Below are 16780 nucleotides of genomic sequence, written 5' to 3'. Positions count from 1 at the left end.
TTCCCCACATCCGGCTTCACAACCTTAACGCAGGACGCCTCCCGTTTTCGGGAGGCGTCCTGCGTTTCTTTCGGCCGTTCTCTCTGAGCAGGATCATCCCTGCTTCAGAATTCCGCTCCGTTCGATCGCTCTGACCGCCCGCCCCATTTCCTCTTCGCTTCGGACCAGAGCCATGCGGACGTGCCCTTCCCCGGAAGGCCCGAACGCCGAGCCGGGCGTCACCAGCACGCCGGTCTTCTGAAAAAGGTCGCCGACGAACGCGGCGCTGTCCGAATACGGCGCCGGAATCTTCGCCCAGACAAACATCGTCGCCCTCGGCTTCGGGATTTCCCATCCGGCGGCGTTCAGGCCCTCCACCAGCACGTCCCTGCGGCGCTCATAGGCGGCCCTTGTCCGTTCCACGCAGTCCTGAGGGCCGGTCAGCGCCGCAACGGCGGCTTTCTGAACCGGCAGGAACATGCCGTAATCCAGATTGGATTTGAGCGCCTTCAGCTTGGAAATCACACTCCGGTTCCCGACGGCAAAACCGATTCGCGCGCCCGCCAGGCCGTAGGTTTTGGAAAGCGAATTAAACTCGATTCCGACTTCTTTCGCGCCGGGGGTCTCAAGGAAACTGCCGCATCGGGCGCCGTCGAAAACCAGTTCGCTGTAAGCGTTGTCGTGAAGCACGATGATATCGTAGGTTTTCGCGAAATCCACCAGTTCCCGATAAAAGGACGGCGGCGCGATGCTGGTTACGGGATTGTTGGGATAGGAAACCACCATCAGCTTTGCGCGTTTGGCGGCCTCCTCCGGCACGGCGTTCAGGTCGACGATCCAGCCGTTTTCCTCCTTCTGCGGCATCCGGTACAGCTCCGCCCCGGCCAGCAGCGGCCCGTCCCCGAAGATCGGGTAGCCGGGGTCCGGCACCAGAACGAGGTCGCCCGGGTCGGCAATGGCGAGCGAAAGGTGCGCCAACCCGTCCTGCGAGCCCAACAGCGAAGTGATCTCCGAATGCTCCAGTTCGACTCCGTATCGGCGCCGGTACCATGTGCAGACGGCATCCAGCAGCTCTTCGCCGTCCGTGATGGCGTATTCATAGCTGCCCGGGTCCTGAACGCCCCGCGACAGCGCGTCGACCACATGCCGGGCCGGAGGAATGTTCGGCGAACCGATGCTGAAATCGATCACCGATTCTCCCCTCGCGGTCCTTTCCCGCTTCATCTCAGACAGCGCGGAAAAAACGCCCGTTTCAAAGTGACGCATCCGTTTGGAAAATTCCAAGAAGAACACTCCCGTCTTTCAGCTTGTTTAACGGGTATTGTAGCACAAGCAGTATGAAATAGGAAGAGAATACTGCAATTTATCTGATAAATTATTCAAAATATTATGGATACCATAAATATCAAAGATTGACAAAATTTGATGAGCCTGTTATGCTGAGGTAAAATTGCTAAGCATATGCTTAAATTATCAGGAAAGAAGGGCCTTCCCATGGGCCTTCGGCAAAGACAGAAGGAAAACCGCCGCAAGGAAATTCTCGACTGCAGCCTGAACCTGTTTATCCGGCGCGGCTACGAGGGAACCAGCACGCGTGAGATCTCCCGTGCGCTCGGCATCAGTTCCGGGCTGCTGTTCCACTACTACGACACGAAGGAACGGCTTTATTTGGAACACTTGAAAACCGCTCTGGACGGGATCCGGATGATGGAGGAATACCTTCTTCTTCCTTTGAGCCCGATTCAGATTTTTCATGAGATCGCGGAGGCCGCGCTTTCCTATTTCGCGATCTCGCCCGCGACGGCGAAAGTTTTCCTTCTTGCAAGGCAGGCCCTTACCGCCGATTACCTGACGGAGGAAATGAAGGAAACGGTCCGGGAGATGAATATTGCCGACCGGTTCGTGCCGACGGTCAGAGCCGGGCAGAAGGCGGGCGAGATTCGGGCGGGCGACCCCCGGAGCCTCGCGCTCTGCTTTTTCTCCGCAATGGAAAGCGCGGCGGAAAACGCCGTTTGTTTCCCTTCGGTGCCGATGCCGGAGGCGGATTGGCTGGTCGATCTGATCAAAGCCTGATTCGGCAGGCGGGACAGGAGGAATTTTTCATGCCGGATTTTATCATCAGGCCCATTCGGAAGGAAGACGCCGAGAGCCTCAACGAAATGCGCAGAATGCCGGAAGTATTTTACAACACGCTGGCGGTGCCTTCCGGGCGGATCCAAGAGACGGAGAGATTCATCGCCGGGCTTGGGCCGGACAGCCACCAGTTTGCCGCCGTCGTTCCCGAGGAAAGCGGCAGGGAAAAAGTGATCGGCACAGTCGGACTGAATGTCATCTCGAGCCCCCGGATGCGCCACTCGGCCACCCTGAACATCATGGTCCACAGGGACTATCAAAATCAGGGCGTCGGCGCCGCGCTGATGAAAACCGCGCTGGATCTGGCCGACAACTGGCTGATGCTGGTGCGGGTCGAACTCGGCGTTTACGCGGACAATGAGCGCGCCATCCATCTTTACAAAAAGATGGGGTTCGAAGTGGAAGGCACAAAACGGAAGTCGGTCATCCGGGACGGAACCTATGTGGACGAGCTGGTCATGGGCCGGATCCGGAACGTTCAGGCCGGATAGGGTACAATTGAGCGGATCAGGCAACAAACGGAGACATTTCCCGCGGCACACGGGAAATGTCTCCGTTTGTTCTGTCCGGCGCGCCATCCTCTTTCGGACGGCCGTTCTCAGATCAGGTCATCCATCTCCATTTTCAGTAACCGGATATACTGCTGGATATCCGCGTTCATTTGCTCCCCTCGGCGGAAAATGACGACAAGCTTCATCGGTTCAACCGGCAGCTGGAAGCTGACCAGTCCGAACTGATTCAGGATTTCCTTCGGGAGCCGGCATCCGATGCTGAAAGCGTCGGTGGTGCCGACAATTTGGCAGCGGAGATTTCTTTCGTCCACTTTGATACAGGATTTAAACCGGATCTTTTTTCCCACTACAATAAGCTGGTTTACCATATCCAGCACGCTCTGTGAAAAATAATCGACATACGGATAATTCCGGAGCCTCTCGAGATCCAGCGGCCCAGCCTCAGCCAGCGGATGCTCCCGGCGCAGATTGACATTCACCGGAAGGTCACAGATTTCCATCATGGACAGATTATGGCCGGAGGCCGTCTCGCGGACGGTGTCTAAGTTCTGCGTTGAGAGAACGATCGCCAGCAAATCCAAACTCAGCTGGTAAAGGGAATGAAGCCCGCCCGAAACATCCACCTCCCGGCAGGACAGCTCCGCTTTCGGCTCATGCCCGCACTTCCGGCACAGAGCGAGAAACGCCTCAATCAAGGGGGTGTAGCTGGAGACGCCGAGAAAAAAGCGATGCGGCGGACTGCCGCGGCCGATCTCATACATCTGATCCGCGTGATGAACCATAATCCGCGCGTGCTCCAAAAACTGTTCTCCCTTGCGCGTCAGTGAAATCCCCGTGTGAGCCCGCCAGAAAATGGAAAAACCAAGCTCTTTTTCCAGTGCCTTGATGGTTTCACTGGCATTCGGCTGCGAAAGAAACATCTTGCCTGCCGCCTTTGAAATAGAACCGGTTTCACTCACGGCAATGATAAGCTTCAGCTGCTGAAGATTCATAAATACCATTTCCTTCCCTGGTGAGGACCATAATAAAAGCCGATATCCGCATAAATGATTTATATTATACAATATCTTTCCAGCATGATATCATATTTTTATTAATTTTTGTAGTGCAGCGCTGCGCAAACAAAAAGGGATAGGAAGGAAGGATATCGTGACTACACAGCTCATCATATGTCTGCTGATCTTTGCCGCCACGCTTGTCAGCTTCATCGCAGGTAAATTCAGCATGGCGACCACGGCGGTCATAAGCATGCTCCTGCTGGTGCTGACCGGGTGCACTGATCCTGAAACCGCCCTGTCGGGGTTTTCAAACTCCAACACGATCATCATGGCAACCATGTTCGTGGTTTCGGCGGGCTTCAGCCGCACGCAGATGGTCTCCAGAATGTCTCATCTGGTGGCAAGGATCAGCAAGGGCTCCTTTACGAAAATCCTGGCAGGGTATGTGCTCATCATCGCTGTTCTGACCCAGTTCATCCAAAGCTCCATGGCATGCTTCAGCATTGTGTTTCCACTGGCGTGCGCCATTTGCGATGAAATGGGGTACAGTCGGTCCAAAATGATTTTCCCGATCGGCATCGTCTCCATCTCCACCGTTTCCATCCTGCCGTTTGGCAACAGCGCGGTGATGTACCTGACGAACAACGGCTATCTGGAATCTTATCATTACACCGCTTACCTGTTCAAAATGCTGGATCCCATGATCGCCCGTTTGCCTGGCATGATCCTGATTATCCTCTATGCCATCTTTTTCGCCCCCAGGCTGGCCCCGGAAAAGCCGGTGCTGGAAATCAGCACGGTGGAAAGCAAATTTTCCGCCGGGGACGGCAGGCTTTCCCCCTTACAGGAGATTCTCGGGTATGTGTCGTTTTTCGGGATTGTCATCATGCTGCTGACACAGCCCCTGCATAACATTCCTTCCTGGGAGATTACGACCATCGGGGCCGTTATCATGGTCGCCTCCGGCATCCTGCGGCCAAGGGACGCCTACCAGGCGATGGGCCTGGGCGGCATGGTGCTTCTGTATGCCGGCATGCTCGCCCTCGGCAGCGCGCTGACAACCACCGGAGCCGGCTCCCTCGTCGGCAATTTCCTGGCCGGCATGGTAGGGAATTCCCGCAACAACTATGTGATCGGCCTGCTCTTCTTCATCACGCCTTTCATCTTGACGCAGTTTATGATGAACGTGGCCGTCGTGAATATCTTTATTCCGATCGCGATCATCACCAGCAAATCCCTGGCATGCAACCCGCTCGGCCTGATCATGCTGGTGTGGATCGCCTCCCTGACCGCCTTTATGACCCCGATGGCGACGCCGACCGTCTCCATGGTGATGGGCCTCGGCGGATACGACCAGAAAACCATGTTGAAAATGAGCTGGCTGCCCGCCATTCTGATGTGCGTCGTCAACGTTTTCTGGGTCATGACGGTGTTTCCCGCATTTTAAGCCCGCCACAAGAATTGGACGCAAAACCGGAGGCTAATCCGTCTGTACAAATTGACAGGCAAAAGGAGAAACGGTAATGTATAATGAAATTATTCAGATGGCTGAAGAAATGAAGCCCGTCCTTTCGGAGCGGCGGCGCGACCTGCACCGGTACCCGGAGCTTGGGTGGTGTGAAATGCGCACCTCCTCCCTCGTCGCGCGCGGGCTGAAGGACCTGGGGTTCGACGAGGTTCTGGCGGGCCGTGACGTCTGCGATGCGGCAAGCCGCATGGGACTCCCACCGGAGGAAGAGCTGGAGCGCCAGTACCGGCGGGCCGTGGAACAGGGCGCCGACCCGGAATTCCTGCCGGCCACGCATGGCGGCTTTACCGGCGTGATTGGAATCCTCCGCTGCGGGGAAGGGCCCACGGTCGCGCTGCGGTTCGACATCGACGCTCTTCCGCTGACGGAAACGCGCAACGCTTCCCACCTGCCCAACACGGAGGGCTTTGCCTCCCGCAATCCGGGCGTCATGCACGCCTGCGGCCACGACGGCCACACCACGATCGGCTTGGGAACCGCGAAAATCCTAGCCGCAATCCGGGGGCAGCTGCACGGTACGTTGAAGCTGATCTTCCAGCCCGCGGAGGAGGGAGTCCGGGGGGCAAAATCCATTGTGGAAAACGGCCATCTCGACGGGGTGGACTACGTCCTGGGCGCTCATCTCAGCGGCGGAACGGATGCAACCGCAGGCTCTATCGGCGCGGGGCGCGGCACCACGCTGGCGACCACGAAAATGGATGTCACCTTTTCGGGCAAAGCCACGCATGCGGGACTGTCCCCTGAAAAGGGCAAAAACGCCATGTTGGCGGCGGCAACCGCGGTTCTGAATCTGCATGCCATCCCCCGCTTCGGCGGCGTTTCAACCCGGATTAATGTCGGAAAGCTGGTAGCCGGCAGCGGCCGAAACATGATTTGCGACCATGCGAAGCTGGAACTGGAGGTGCGCGGCGGCTCTCCGGAAGCCAATCAATACATGGAGGACTACACCCGGCGCATCATAAGTGCTTCCGCCGAAATGCATGGCTGCAAGGCAGCAACCGAATTTGTTGGGGTTGCAAAATGCTCCGTCAACTCTCCCGAGTTGGCGGCAAGGGTGAGAAAAATCGTACGGGAGGAAGCGGGAATTCCCACCCTTTCAGCTCCCGATGGACTTATGGGCAGCGAAGACTACTCTTATCTCTCGGAGCGCGTTCAGCGGCAGGGAGGGCAATCCTGTTACTTTACGAATATTGTTCGCTGCGCCGGTTCTTTTCACAGCCCCGAGTTTGATTTTGACGAGATGGGGCTGGTCAACGGCGTCAAGGCATTCAGCATTATAGCGGCCGATCTGATGAATCCATAACATGCACCCGGCCCGACAGACAGAGAAAAGACGCGGCTGAAGACGGGGGCCGCCGGAAAATTCCGGCGGCCCCCGTCTTCTCTTTCCGTCAACCCGCGACGATTAAAAATCCAGGCATAAAGGTCCAGCCAAAGAATACGCCATCCTTTCGAAAGCCGTGATGGAAATACCGAATCAGGACAATTGCTTCAGGATCCGCTCCGCGCACCGGATGCCGTCCACGGCCGCGGAGACAATGCCCCCCGCGTAGCCGGCCCCCTCGCCGCACGGATACAGACCCGGAAGCGCGGGGGACTGCCCGTCCTCCTCCCCGCGCAGGATGCGCACCGGCGATGAGGAACGGCTTTCCACCGCCGTCAGAACCGCATCCGGGAATGCAAAGCCGCGCAGGCGGGCGTCCATCCGCCGGATGCCTTCGCGCATGGAATCGGCGATGAAATCAGGAAAGCAGCCGTCCAGCGAACAGGGCGTCACGCCGGGATGGTAGGTCGGCACGACATCGCCCGGCCGGACGGAGGCGCGGCGCTCCAGAAAATCCTCCACGCGCTGCACGGGGGCGCGGTACTCCCCTCCCCCCAGGCGGAACGCGGCTTCCTCCAGCTTCCGCTGGAGTTCCACGCCCGCGAGCGGACCGTCCGCCCCGAAATCCTCCGGCCCCACGCCGACCAGCAGGGCGGCGTTCGCGTTTTCCCCGTCGCGGGCGAAACGGCTCATTCCGTTGGTCGCCAGCCGCCCCGGCTCGCTGGCCGACGCGACGACCTGCCCGCCCGGGCACATGCAGAACGTGTACACTCCCCGTCCGTTTTCCAGATGGACGGCGAGTTTGTAATCCGCCGCCCCAAGCGCGGGGCGGCCCGCGAATTTCCCGTACTGCGCGGCGTCGATCAGGCTCTGCGGATGCTCGATCCGCGCGCCGACGGCAAACGCCTTCGGCTCCATCGGGACACCCGCGGCGAACAGCTCTTCAAAGGTGTCCCGCGCGCTGTGCCCGACCGCCAGGATCACCGCTCCGGTTTCGAGCCGTTCCGGCGCGCCGCGCCGCGTCCGGAATTCCACGCCGGAAACACGCCCGTCCTTCCGCAGCAGGGAGGTCATCCGCGTGTCGAAAAGGATCTCCCCGCCGAGCGACAGGATCCGCTCCCGGATTCCCCGGACCGCCCGAGGCAGGCGGTCCGTCCCGATATGCGGCTTCGCCTCCCAGAGGATTTCACACGGCGCGCCGGCGGCGGCGAATTCCTCCAGCACCTTGCGGATGCGCGGGTCCTTGGTGCCGGTGTTCAGCTTCCCGTCCGAAAAGGTTCCCGCGCCCCCTTCCCCGAACTGCACGTTGCACTCCGGGTCCAGCGTCCCGTCCCGCCAGAAGCGGGAAACCAGTTTCTCCCGCTCTTCCACGCGGGAGCCGCGCTCCAGCACGACCGGGCGCTGGCCCGCCTGTGCCAGGATCAGCGCCGCGAACATGCCGGCCGGGCCGGATCCCACAACCACGGGCCGCTGTTCCAGGGCGCGGCAAACCGGCAGCTCATACCGGTAGGGCACCGCTTTCGTCACCCGGCGGTCGCGCGGCGCCCGCGCCGAGGGGCAGTCCGCCTCCGCCGTGCAGACAAAATGGACGTCGTCCCTCTTCCGCGCGTCGACCGATTTGCGGAACAAGCTCAGGGAACGGATCGCCTCCGGCGCGACACGCAGGCGTTTCGCGGCCTCTTTTTTCAGGTCCTCCGGCGAGCCGTCCAGCTCCAGCCGAAGCTCGGAAATCCGATAGATCAAAACGTAATCTCCCCCGTCAGATACAGCGCGGCCCTGCCGCCGATCTTCACGCGGTCCCCGCACAATTCGCAGGAAAGCAGGCCTCCCCGCGCGGAAAGCTGCGCCGCCGTCATCCGGCTCTTTCCAAGGCGTTCCGCCCAAAACGGAATCAGGCTGCAGTGCGCCGAGCCGGTGACGGGATCTTCCTGCACGCCGACCGCCGGAAAGAAGCACCGGGAGACAAAATCCGTGCTTTCCCCCTTCGCGGTGACGAGAACTCCCATCCCGCCCTTGAGGTTCCCCATCTTCGCAAAATCCGGCTTCAGGTTCCTCACCTGCCGCTCGGAATCCAGCAGAACAACCAGGTCGCGCGACAGAAAGGTTTCCCGCACCCCGGCTCCCAGAACCTCCGGAAGGCCGTCCGGCGTTTCGACCGGTTTCGGCGGCCGCGAAGGAAAATCCAGCGTAAAAACATCCCCTCGGCGTTCCGCAAACAGGGTCCCGCTCATGGAATGGAACTCCATCTTTTCAGCGCCGGGCTCGACAAACCGCGAAATCGCATAAGCCGAGCCCAGCGTCGCATGGCCGCACAGGTCGACCTCCTCCGCGGGGGTAAACCATCTGATGTCATAACAACCGTTCCGCTTTACCACAAACGCGGTTTCGGACAGATTGTTTTCCGCCGCGATGTTCCTCATGGCCTCCCGGCCCGGGAACTCATTCAGGATGCAGACCCCGGCAGGGTTCCCTTTGAAAACCCTGTCGGTAAACGCATCGACGACATAATAAGTACAATTCATTGGTTATTCTCCTCTTTCAGCGTTCCATCCGGACGATATCTTTTCCTAAGCCGGCCCTCCGTGACCGCAATGCCGAGAATCGCAGGGACCAAGACCGCCGCGATCAGATAGGAAAAGGGCAGACCCCAAAGAGTCTCTTCCGCCCGCAGGATATGGAACAGATAGGAAGCCGCAAGGTCCGGCAAAAGAAAGACGAAGCCGGATTTTAACAGCAAATCGCCGCACCAGCGGTTCGCGTCGGTCCAGGCCTTGTTGCTTTTCATGGCGATTTTTCCCACATGGTATCCGCAAAACGTATCCGGGTATTCAGAATGATGGTTCCGGACCAGCCAGCCGACCAGAAGAATAAACCCCGTGAACACAAACATCAGGACATCGATCAGAACTTCGCCTTCCAAAATCCATCATCTCTTTTCACGCAGAGAATCCGCCGCCGCTTTCCCGGCGGCCAAACCGCTGGCCCACGCCCAGTGTAAGTTAAAGCCGCCGCAGTCGCCGTCGACGTCCAGCAGCTCGCCGCACAGGTACAGCCCCCGACATTTTTTCGACTCCAGACTCTCCGTCAGCTCCGAAAGCGGGACGCCTCCCGCCGTTACCTGCGCCCGGTCCCAGGAAAACGTCCCCCGGACCGGGAAACGGAAGTCCTTCGCCGCCGAGGCCAGCCGGCCGAGATCCTCCCGCCGCAGCACCCCGGACGCGCCGCCAAACGCGTATCTGGAAAGCTCAACACACAGCGCCTTGGGCAGAAAGCCCTCCAAAAGCTGAGGCGCGGAAAGCTCCCCCGCCCCCTCCGCCGCGGCACGCAGCAATCCCGTCACGCGTTCCAATGAATACCCGGAAAAAAGATCGAGCGCGATTTCCGCGTCCTTCGGTGCGCGCAGATCCCCAAAGCAGCGGGAAAGCTCAAAGATACAGATGCCGGACAGCGCGTTTTCCGTGAACTGCACCTCTCCGGCGGAAGCGCGGACCACCTGGCCGCGTGTCCGAAACGCCGCCGACACCGGACAGCGCACGCCCTTTAAGGGACGGACCCGCGCGGGGTCCGTTTTGACCGGCGCCAGCGACGGATACACCGGGACAACTGTATGGCCCAGGGCTTTTGCCAGTGAGTATCCACCGCCGTCCGAGCCGGACTGCGGGCAGGCTGAGCCGCCCGCCGCGAGGATCACCCGCCGGGCAGGCAGGTCCCCTTCCGGCGAAGAGAGGAGAAACCCGCCGTCCGATTTTCGGATGTCTTTCACGTCAAAGCCGCACAGGACTTCCACGCCGAAACGATCCAGGTTCCTCCGCAGAACATTCAGGACCGACGAAGCCTGCAAGCTGTATGGATAAATCCGCCCGCCGTCCAGTTCCCGGCAAAGCAGGCCCGCTTTTTGGAACAGCTCCAGAATCCGCTCCGGCGGGAAGCGGTCCAGCACCTCGCGCGCCCCCGCGTCCCCGTGGTAATGCGAGCCGTCCCCCGCGCCGCGGTTGGTCAGATTGCAGCGGCCGTTGCCGGTCAGGAGCAGCTTTTTCCCCACGCGCGGATTTTTCTCCAGGACGACGGCGGAGCCCCGTTTTCCGGACGCCGCCGCGGCGAGGGCCGCCGCCAGACCGGAGGCGCCCCCGCCCACGACGGCAAGATCCGCCTGTCGCATGGAATCAGATCCTTTCCTCACCAGATCGAGCCGAGAACGCCGTAGGCGAGCAGGCACATGATGGCGTCCGCGACGACACACCCCAGCGCGACGGAAAGCAGAGCGTCCCGAAAGCGCATGCCCATCAGGGCGGCGGCGGCGGAACCCGTCCACGCGCCGGTCCCGGGCAGCGGGACGGCGACAAACAGCAGCAGGCCGAAGGTCTTGTATTTTTCGATCTGTTTGCTCTTGCGATTCATTTTATCCTCAAGCCGCCGCACCAGGCGGACAAATCCCGTGTTGCGCAGCCATTCCAGAATCTTCCGGAAAAAGAGCAGGATAAAAGGCACCGGCAGCAGTGTGCCCGCGAGGCACAGGAGAAAGGCCTTTACCATGCCCACGTGCAGCAGGCCGGCCGCGAGGATGCCTCCTCTCAGTTCAAGAAGAGGCAGCAGGGAAATTAAAAAAACAAGGAGTTCCGCAGGAATTCCCCGAAAGGTATCAATGAGCGATGTAACAAGCTGATCCATTTCTATAAATACCTCAATAGGATTCATTGGTTTTCTTCGGCGATTTTCTTTCCCCGGCGGCTTTTTCAGCCCTTTCAGTCAAAAGCGGGCACGGGAGGGGTTTCCCCGGTTCCGAGCGTTTTGACGCGGAAAGACATTCGGCCGGAAAGGGGCCGTCTTTTCAAACGCCTTATGAAAAGAAAGCGAAAAAAAAGGCGGAAAGGATAATCAGGACCGCGCAGACGCCGGCGAGGATGCGGACGATCATCGCATGAGGCTTTACGGCTTCCGGTTTTTTCTTCATGGCAAGCCCTCCCAGTTCTCTATATTATAGCAAACAGCGGGACGAAAATACAGTATTTTCTCCGTCTTCATTGGATTTTCATCCGGTGCTCCGCTTTTTCCCCGCGTTGACAACCTGTCCGCTTTGCAATACAATAGGTGAAAGTGGCTTGATGAAAATAATTTTAGGTACAGCGAGGTACAGTATGAGCAGACAACCTACGGGCCGCCCGGCGCGGCGCACCGACCCTCTTGGAACAAGCCGCGCTTCAAACCGGCAGCCGGCGCGCCGCGCCGTTTCCTGGGACACGCAGGAAATCGACCGCTACAACGTGGTGGACCGGGACATCTACAGCGATTCCTCCATGCGTTTCCGCTCCCGCCGCCGTCGCCGCAAAAAGGGAGGCTGCCTGAAAAAAATACTGATCCTGCTTTTTTCCGTCGCGCTGGCCGCCATGGGCGGCGGATTCTTATATTTTCATCTCCTGGCGTCCCGCCTGGACCGTTCCGACGTGACAAGCTCGCAGCTGGCAAACTATACGCAGCTGCCCAGCGACGCGCCGGCCTGGAACGTCAAATCGGACGACAGCGTGATGAATATTCTGCTGCTCGGCGTGGATGAGAACGACGACGGCTCGGACGGCAGGTCCGACACCAATATGCTGATGTCCATCGACAGCAAGTCAAAAACCATCCGTCTGGTCTCCTTTCTGCGCGACTCCTACCTTGAAATTCCGACCGTCGGCAAAAACAAGCTCAACGCCGCCTATTCAAACGGCGGTGTCGCCCTGACCATGCAGACGCTGGAAAACAACTACCGGATCAACATCGACCAGTATGTTTCCGTCGATTTCGATAACTTTGCCGCCGTGATCGACAAGATGGGCGGACTGGACGTTCCGATGTCCAAAGCCGCCTGTCAGGCGGAAAACGAGAACATGGGCAGCCATCTGTCCTATCCCGCCGCCGGCGAGAAGTCGATCACCCATCATCTGAACGGAAAGCTCTGTCTTTACTACGCCCGAATCCGCTACGCCACCGACAGCTTCGGGAGCAACGACTACGGGCGCACGGCCCGCCAGCGGCAGGTGGTCGAGCTCATGATCCAGAAAATGAAATCCATGAATCTGGTGAGCGCCAACAAAATCGTCTACGATTATCTGCCGTATGTGAAGACGAATCTGAGCGACAGCCAGCTTTTGTACCTTGCTTCCATCGGAGCGTCTCTTTCCGGCTACGAAACGGAAACCCAGCAGATCCCGGCGACGGATACGTTTGACGACACCGTCTCGGTCAAGGGGATCGGGAAGGTCGTTTCGCTCGACCTGGAAAAGAACTGCACGATTCTGAGGCAATTTCTTTACGGGGACGAAGATTCTTCCGGAAGCGATTCGGACTGAACCGAGTCAGTTTGTCGAAAAACATGCAGGCCGTTGAAAATCGTGCAAGACAAGGCGGCAAGCGCCGCAAATGAGGGAGGGCGCAAAGCGCCTTACGCGCCTACGGCGCCACGACTGTGAAATTCGCAGTGCGGGCCTTCTTTCATCGCTTTGGGAACCCCATTCATTGGCTTTGTAAGAATGGGTGTGTAGGCGCAGCCAACGCCGTAAGCAAAATTGCGGCGCAATTTTGCGGTTGCGCGGCTTTCCCGGCGGCCTGGGACGGTGGGGAAACCCGCCGTTTTTTATATGGCGGGTGAATTTTCTTTTATTTTATGGAACAGAATGGTATAATAATAAAAACAAAGTTCCCGGAGGCTGAAAAAATGGAGAAAAAGACCTTTTACATCACGACGCCCATCTATTACCCGTCCGGCAAGCCCCATATCGGACACAGCTACTGCACGCTGGCCAGCGACGCCATCGCGCGCTACAAGCGAATGCAGGGGTACGACGTGATGTTCCTGACCGGGACGGACGAACACGGTTTGAAGATCGAACAGAAAGCGGAAAAAGAGGGAATTACGCCGAAGGAATATGTGGACCGCACGGCGCAGGTTTTCAAAGACCTTTGGAAACTGCTGAACATCTCCAACGACCGCTTTATCCGCACGACGGACGGATACCACGTGAAGGCCGTCCAGAAAATCTTCAAGGACCTCTACGACCGCGGACAGATCTACAAGGGAGAATACAAGGGCTGGTACTGCACGGACTGCGAATCCTTCTGGACCGAGACGCAGCTGAAGGAAGGAAAATGCCCCGACTGCGGCCGCGAGGTGAAAATCGTCAGCGAGGAGGCCTATTTCTTCCGCCTGTCCAATTTTGCCGGACCGCTTTTAAAGTACTACGAGGAGCATCCGGATTTCATCCAGCCGGAAAGCCGCAAGAATGAAATGGTCAGCTTCATCAAGCGGGGGCTGGAAGACCTTTGCGTCTCCCGCACCAGCTTTTCCTGGGGCATCCCGGTCACCTTCGACCCGAAGCACGTGGTGTACGTCTGGCTTGACGCGCTGACCAACTATATCACCGCGCTCGGATACGATTCCGACGACGACTCCGCGTACCGAAAATACTGGCCCGCGGACGTTCAGTTCGTCGGCAAGGAGATCGTCCGCTTCCACACGATCATCTGGCCGGCGATGCTGATGGCGCTCGGCCTTCCTCTGCCGAAGCAGGTCTACGGCCACGGCTGGCTCCTGTTCGGCGACGGAAGCAAGATGAGCAAGAGCAAGGGCAACGTGGTCGACCCGACGATCCTCTGCTCCCGCTACGGCGTGGACGCGGTCCGCTACTTTCTGCTGCGCGAGATCCCGTTCGGCGCCGACGGTCTGTTCACCAACGAGGCGCTGATCAATCGCATCAACTCCGACCTCGCGAACGATCTCGGAAATCTTCTTTCCCGCACGGCCGCGATGGCGGAAAAGTATTTCGGCGGAAAGATTCCGTCGGAGCGCGAAGAGGCTCCCGTGGACGAGGACCTGAAAGCAACGGCGCTCGCCCTGCGCGGTAAATGCGACGAGGCCATCGACAAATACCAGTTCTCGAACGCGCTCACGGAGATCTGGAAGCTGATTTCCCGCACGAACAAATATATCGACGAAACGGCACCCTGGGCGCTCGGCAAAGAGGAAAGCAAAAAGACCCGCCTCGCGGCGGTGCTTTACAACCTGTGCGAATCGCTCCGCATCGTGTCGGTCCTGCTCGCTCCCTTCCTGCCGGACACCGCGCCGAAGATACAGGAACAGCTCGGCATTTCAGGCGGCGCCGTCACCTACGAGTCCGCCGGGAAATGGGGCGTGTTCCCGTCCGACGCCGTTGTAAGGAAGGGCGAGACCCTGTTCCCCCGCATCGATGTGGACAAGGAAATCGAGGAGCTCAACAAGCTGATTCCGAATCCGGCGGACCGCGCAAGCGCGAAGGCGGAGCCGGACGAAAAGCCGGAGGGAATCGCGCAGATCAACATCGACGAGTTCGCGAAGGTCGACCTGCGCGCCGCGAAAGTGACGGCCTGCGAACCGGTCAAGCGCTCCAAAAAGCTTTTGAAGCTGACCCTGGACGACGGCATGGGCGGACGCACGGTCGCTTCCGGCATCTCACAGTGGTACAAGCCGGAGGATCTGGTCGGGCATACGGTGATCGTCGTTTCCAACCTGAAACCCGCCAAGCTCTGCGGCGTGGAGAGCCAAGGGATGATCCTTGCCGCCGACGCGGGCGAGGACGAAGTCCGCGTGGTCTTTGTCGACGGCGTCCCCGCCGGCAGCAAGATCCGTTAGCGGCCCGCGGCTGCGCACGCCCCCGCGTTTCGCACGATACTGATCTTCAGCGTTTCCCGCCGGGAGAGTCTTTCGATTCTCCCGGCTTTTGGCAACTTACGACGCAAGGTACGGGAAAGGCGGCACATGCCGCTCCGTGCGCTCAGTCCTGAAATCGTTCTTGTGGAGGACATATGAAATACTCCAATATTTTCGACAGCCACGCGCATTACGACGACGAGGCGTTCGACACGGACCGGGACGAGCTGCTCGCCTCTCTCCCGGAAAAGGGCGTCTGCCATGTGGTGGACTGCGGTGCCGACCTTCCGTCCTCCCGTGCGGCGATCGCCCTGGCGGCAAAGTACGGCTATTTCTCCGCCGCCGCGGGAATTCACCCGGAAGAGGCGAAAAACGCCCCGGACGGATGGGAGAAGGCGCTGGAAGCACTTCTTTCCGATCCGCATATCGTCGCGGTCGGAGAAATCGGCCTCGACTATCACTTTGAGGAAAACGCGCCGCGCGAGGTCCAAAAGGAACTTTTCGAGCGCCAGATCCTTCTGGCGAAACGGCACGGGCTGCCGGTCATCGTCCACGACCGCGACGCGCACGGCGACACGATGGAGCTTCTGCGCCGTCACCGCCCCCAAGGAGTGATCCACTGCTTTTCCGGCAGCGCGGAAATGGCGGCCGAGGCCGTCCGGCTCGGGATGTACATCGGCGTCGGCGGCTCCGTAACCTTTAAAAACGCCCGCGTTCCGGTCGAGGTGGTAAAAAGTCTGCCGCCGGACCGGCTTCTGCTCGAAACCGACTGTCCCTACCTCGCCCCCGTCCCGTTCCGGGGCAGAAGGAACGACTCCTCCCTGATCGCCTGTGTCGCGGAGAAAGTCGCTGAGATACGAGGCGGAAATCCCCAGGACATCCTGAATCTTGCGAAAAAAAACGCGGAGGATCTGTTCCGCGTAAAAGCGTGAGTCTTCCGGCCGGAGCGTTTGCCCCGGCCTTTTTGTTACGCGCGGATAACGAGACCCAGATACCGGGCCAGATCGCACGCCTGAAGCGGAGTGACGACGGCCCCCCGCAGCTCCGGACCCGATACGGCAAGCCCCTCGATCTCATCGCCGGTCAGGTCGATCCCCGCAAGAGAGGTATGCAGGAATTCGGCCTTCCGCAGACGGCAGCTCGAAAATTCGACGCTGCTCAGGGCGCACTCCTGCAGAACTCCGTTTTCCATCTTGCAGCCTTGAAATTTCACATGCTTCAGCTTGGAACCCGACAGACCGATCCAGTCCGCCGTGCAGTCCTTCAGAGTCGCCTGCTCCCAGACGGAACGGGAAAAATCGGTGCCGACCAGCCTGCAGCCTTTGAATTCAACGCGGCGGAACAGGCTGTCCGCCAGAACCGCGTTGGAAAAATCGCACGATACGAACACGGCGTCGATAAAAGACAGCCTTTCCGCCCGGCAGTCCGAAAACCGGCAGCCGGAAAAGCGGCACCGGCGAAAATCGACGCCGGAAAAAGACGCTTCCGCGGCGGACTGGCCGGAAAAAATCAGGCCGGAGCATTCCGTTTCCTCCCGCGAAGCCTTTAGAATCGTCTCTTCCATATCGGCGGCACTTTCCAGCGGGGCTGAAAAGCCCGGCGTATTTAATTTCATCCTGGAAGACTTCCTTTCCCTGTTTGGCC

Annotated in this window: 15 protein-coding genes; 7 read left to right on the top strand and 8 right to left on the bottom strand. The window is 59.2% G+C overall.

Annotated elements, in window-relative coordinates:
* Positions 1-93: 93 nt before the first annotated feature.
* Entirely contained in the window at positions 94-1263 is a 1170-nt protein-coding gene (locus VA597_RS02770) for an aminotransferase class I/II-fold pyridoxal phosphate-dependent enzyme (protein ID WP_326975082.1), read from the bottom strand.
* Between the two features lie 177 nt (positions 1264-1440).
* Between VA597_RS02770 and VA597_RS02765 the strand changes: the two genes are divergently transcribed.
* Positions 1441-2052 carry a TetR/AcrR family transcriptional regulator gene (locus tag VA597_RS02765; RefSeq protein WP_128741546.1) on the top strand — a complete coding sequence of 204 codons (612 nt, stop codon included), beginning with the start codon at positions 1441-1443 and terminating at the stop codon, positions 2050-2052.
* Between the two features lie 29 nt (positions 2053-2081).
* Positions 2082-2603 (top strand): GNAT family N-acetyltransferase, encoded by a 522-nt coding sequence (locus VA597_RS02760; protein ID WP_128741545.1) that lies wholly within the window; start codon positions 2082-2084, stop codon positions 2601-2603.
* A gap of 107 nt (positions 2604-2710) precedes the next feature.
* On the opposite strand, the gene VA597_RS02755 is transcribed toward VA597_RS02760, so the two are convergent.
* Positions 2711-3616 carry a LysR family transcriptional regulator gene (locus VA597_RS02755; protein WP_164918939.1) on the bottom strand — a complete coding sequence of 302 codons (906 nt, stop codon included), beginning with the start codon at positions 3614-3616 and terminating at the stop codon, positions 2711-2713.
* Positions 3617-3773: 157 nt separating this feature from the next.
* Here VA597_RS02755 and VA597_RS02750 point away from each other — a divergent pair, with 157 nt between their 5' ends.
* Positions 3774-5069 carry an SLC13 family permease gene (locus VA597_RS02750; RefSeq protein WP_164918938.1) on the top strand — a complete coding sequence of 432 codons (1296 nt, stop codon included), beginning with the start codon at positions 3774-3776 and terminating at the stop codon, positions 5067-5069.
* Positions 5070-5145: 76 nt separating this feature from the next.
* Positions 5146-6453 (top strand): amidohydrolase, encoded by a 1308-nt coding sequence (locus tag VA597_RS02745; RefSeq protein WP_128741542.1) that lies wholly within the window; start codon positions 5146-5148, stop codon positions 6451-6453.
* Between the two features lie 174 nt (positions 6454-6627).
* Here VA597_RS02745 and VA597_RS02740 read toward each other — a convergent pair whose 3' ends face one another.
* From VA597_RS02740 to VA597_RS02720, 5 genes are read right to left on the bottom strand one after another with little or no spacing between them, the layout of a single operon-like run.
* Positions 6628-8214: an NAD(P)/FAD-dependent oxidoreductase gene (locus tag VA597_RS02740; protein WP_442872797.1), complete on the bottom strand. Its 1587-nt coding sequence runs from the start codon at positions 8212-8214 to the stop codon at positions 6628-6630.
* Positions 8214-8996, bottom strand: a complete 783-nt coding sequence (locus tag VA597_RS02735; RefSeq protein ID WP_326975080.1) for a PhzF family phenazine biosynthesis protein — start codon at positions 8994-8996, stop codon at positions 8214-8216. Before VA597_RS02735 ends, VA597_RS02740 begins: the two co-directional genes overlap by 1 nt.
* Positions 8993-9394, bottom strand: coding sequence for an SdpI family protein (locus VA597_RS02730; RefSeq protein ID WP_128741540.1), 402 nt, complete (start codon positions 9392-9394; stop codon positions 8993-8995). Before VA597_RS02730 ends, VA597_RS02735 begins: the two co-directional genes overlap by 4 nt.
* 6 nt (positions 9395-9400) lie before the next feature.
* Positions 9401-10633 (bottom strand): NAD(P)/FAD-dependent oxidoreductase, encoded by a 1233-nt coding sequence (locus VA597_RS02725; RefSeq protein WP_326975079.1) that lies wholly within the window; start codon positions 10631-10633, stop codon positions 9401-9403.
* Between the two features lie 17 nt (positions 10634-10650).
* Complete coding sequence (locus tag VA597_RS02720; RefSeq protein WP_128741538.1) at positions 10651-11142, bottom strand: COG2426 family protein; 492 nt, start codon at positions 11140-11142, stop codon at positions 10651-10653.
* Between the two features lie 467 nt (positions 11143-11609).
* Here VA597_RS02720 and VA597_RS02715 point away from each other — a divergent pair, with 467 nt between their 5' ends.
* From VA597_RS02715 to VA597_RS02705, 3 genes are all read left to right on the top strand, one after another.
* A complete protein-coding gene (locus VA597_RS02715) occupies positions 11610-12803 on the top strand; it encodes an LCP family protein (RefSeq protein ID WP_326975078.1) in 1194 nt (397 codons plus the stop codon).
* 365 nt (positions 12804-13168) lie between these two features.
* Positions 13169-15118 (top strand): methionine--tRNA ligase, encoded by a 1950-nt coding sequence (gene metG, locus VA597_RS02710; protein WP_326975077.1) that lies wholly within the window; start codon positions 13169-13171, stop codon positions 15116-15118.
* Between the two features lie 173 nt (positions 15119-15291).
* Positions 15292-16068, top strand: a complete 777-nt coding sequence (locus VA597_RS02705; RefSeq protein ID WP_128741535.1) for a TatD family hydrolase — start codon at positions 15292-15294, stop codon at positions 16066-16068.
* A 35-nt stretch (positions 16069-16103) separates the two neighbouring features.
* Here VA597_RS02705 and VA597_RS02700 read toward each other — a convergent pair whose 3' ends face one another.
* On the bottom strand, positions 16104-16751 hold the full coding sequence (locus tag VA597_RS02700) for a pentapeptide repeat-containing protein (RefSeq protein ID WP_128741534.1): 648 nt from the start codon (positions 16749-16751) through the stop codon (positions 16104-16106).
* Positions 16752-16780: the final 29 nt, after the last annotated feature.

Source organism: Caproicibacter sp. BJN0012 (assembly GCF_035986805.1).
Lineage (GTDB): Bacteria > Bacillota > Clostridia > Oscillospirales > Acutalibacteraceae > Caproicibacter.
The sequence above is the reverse complement of the archived record's forward strand: the minus strand, read 5'-3'. Positions and strand labels throughout refer to the sequence as shown.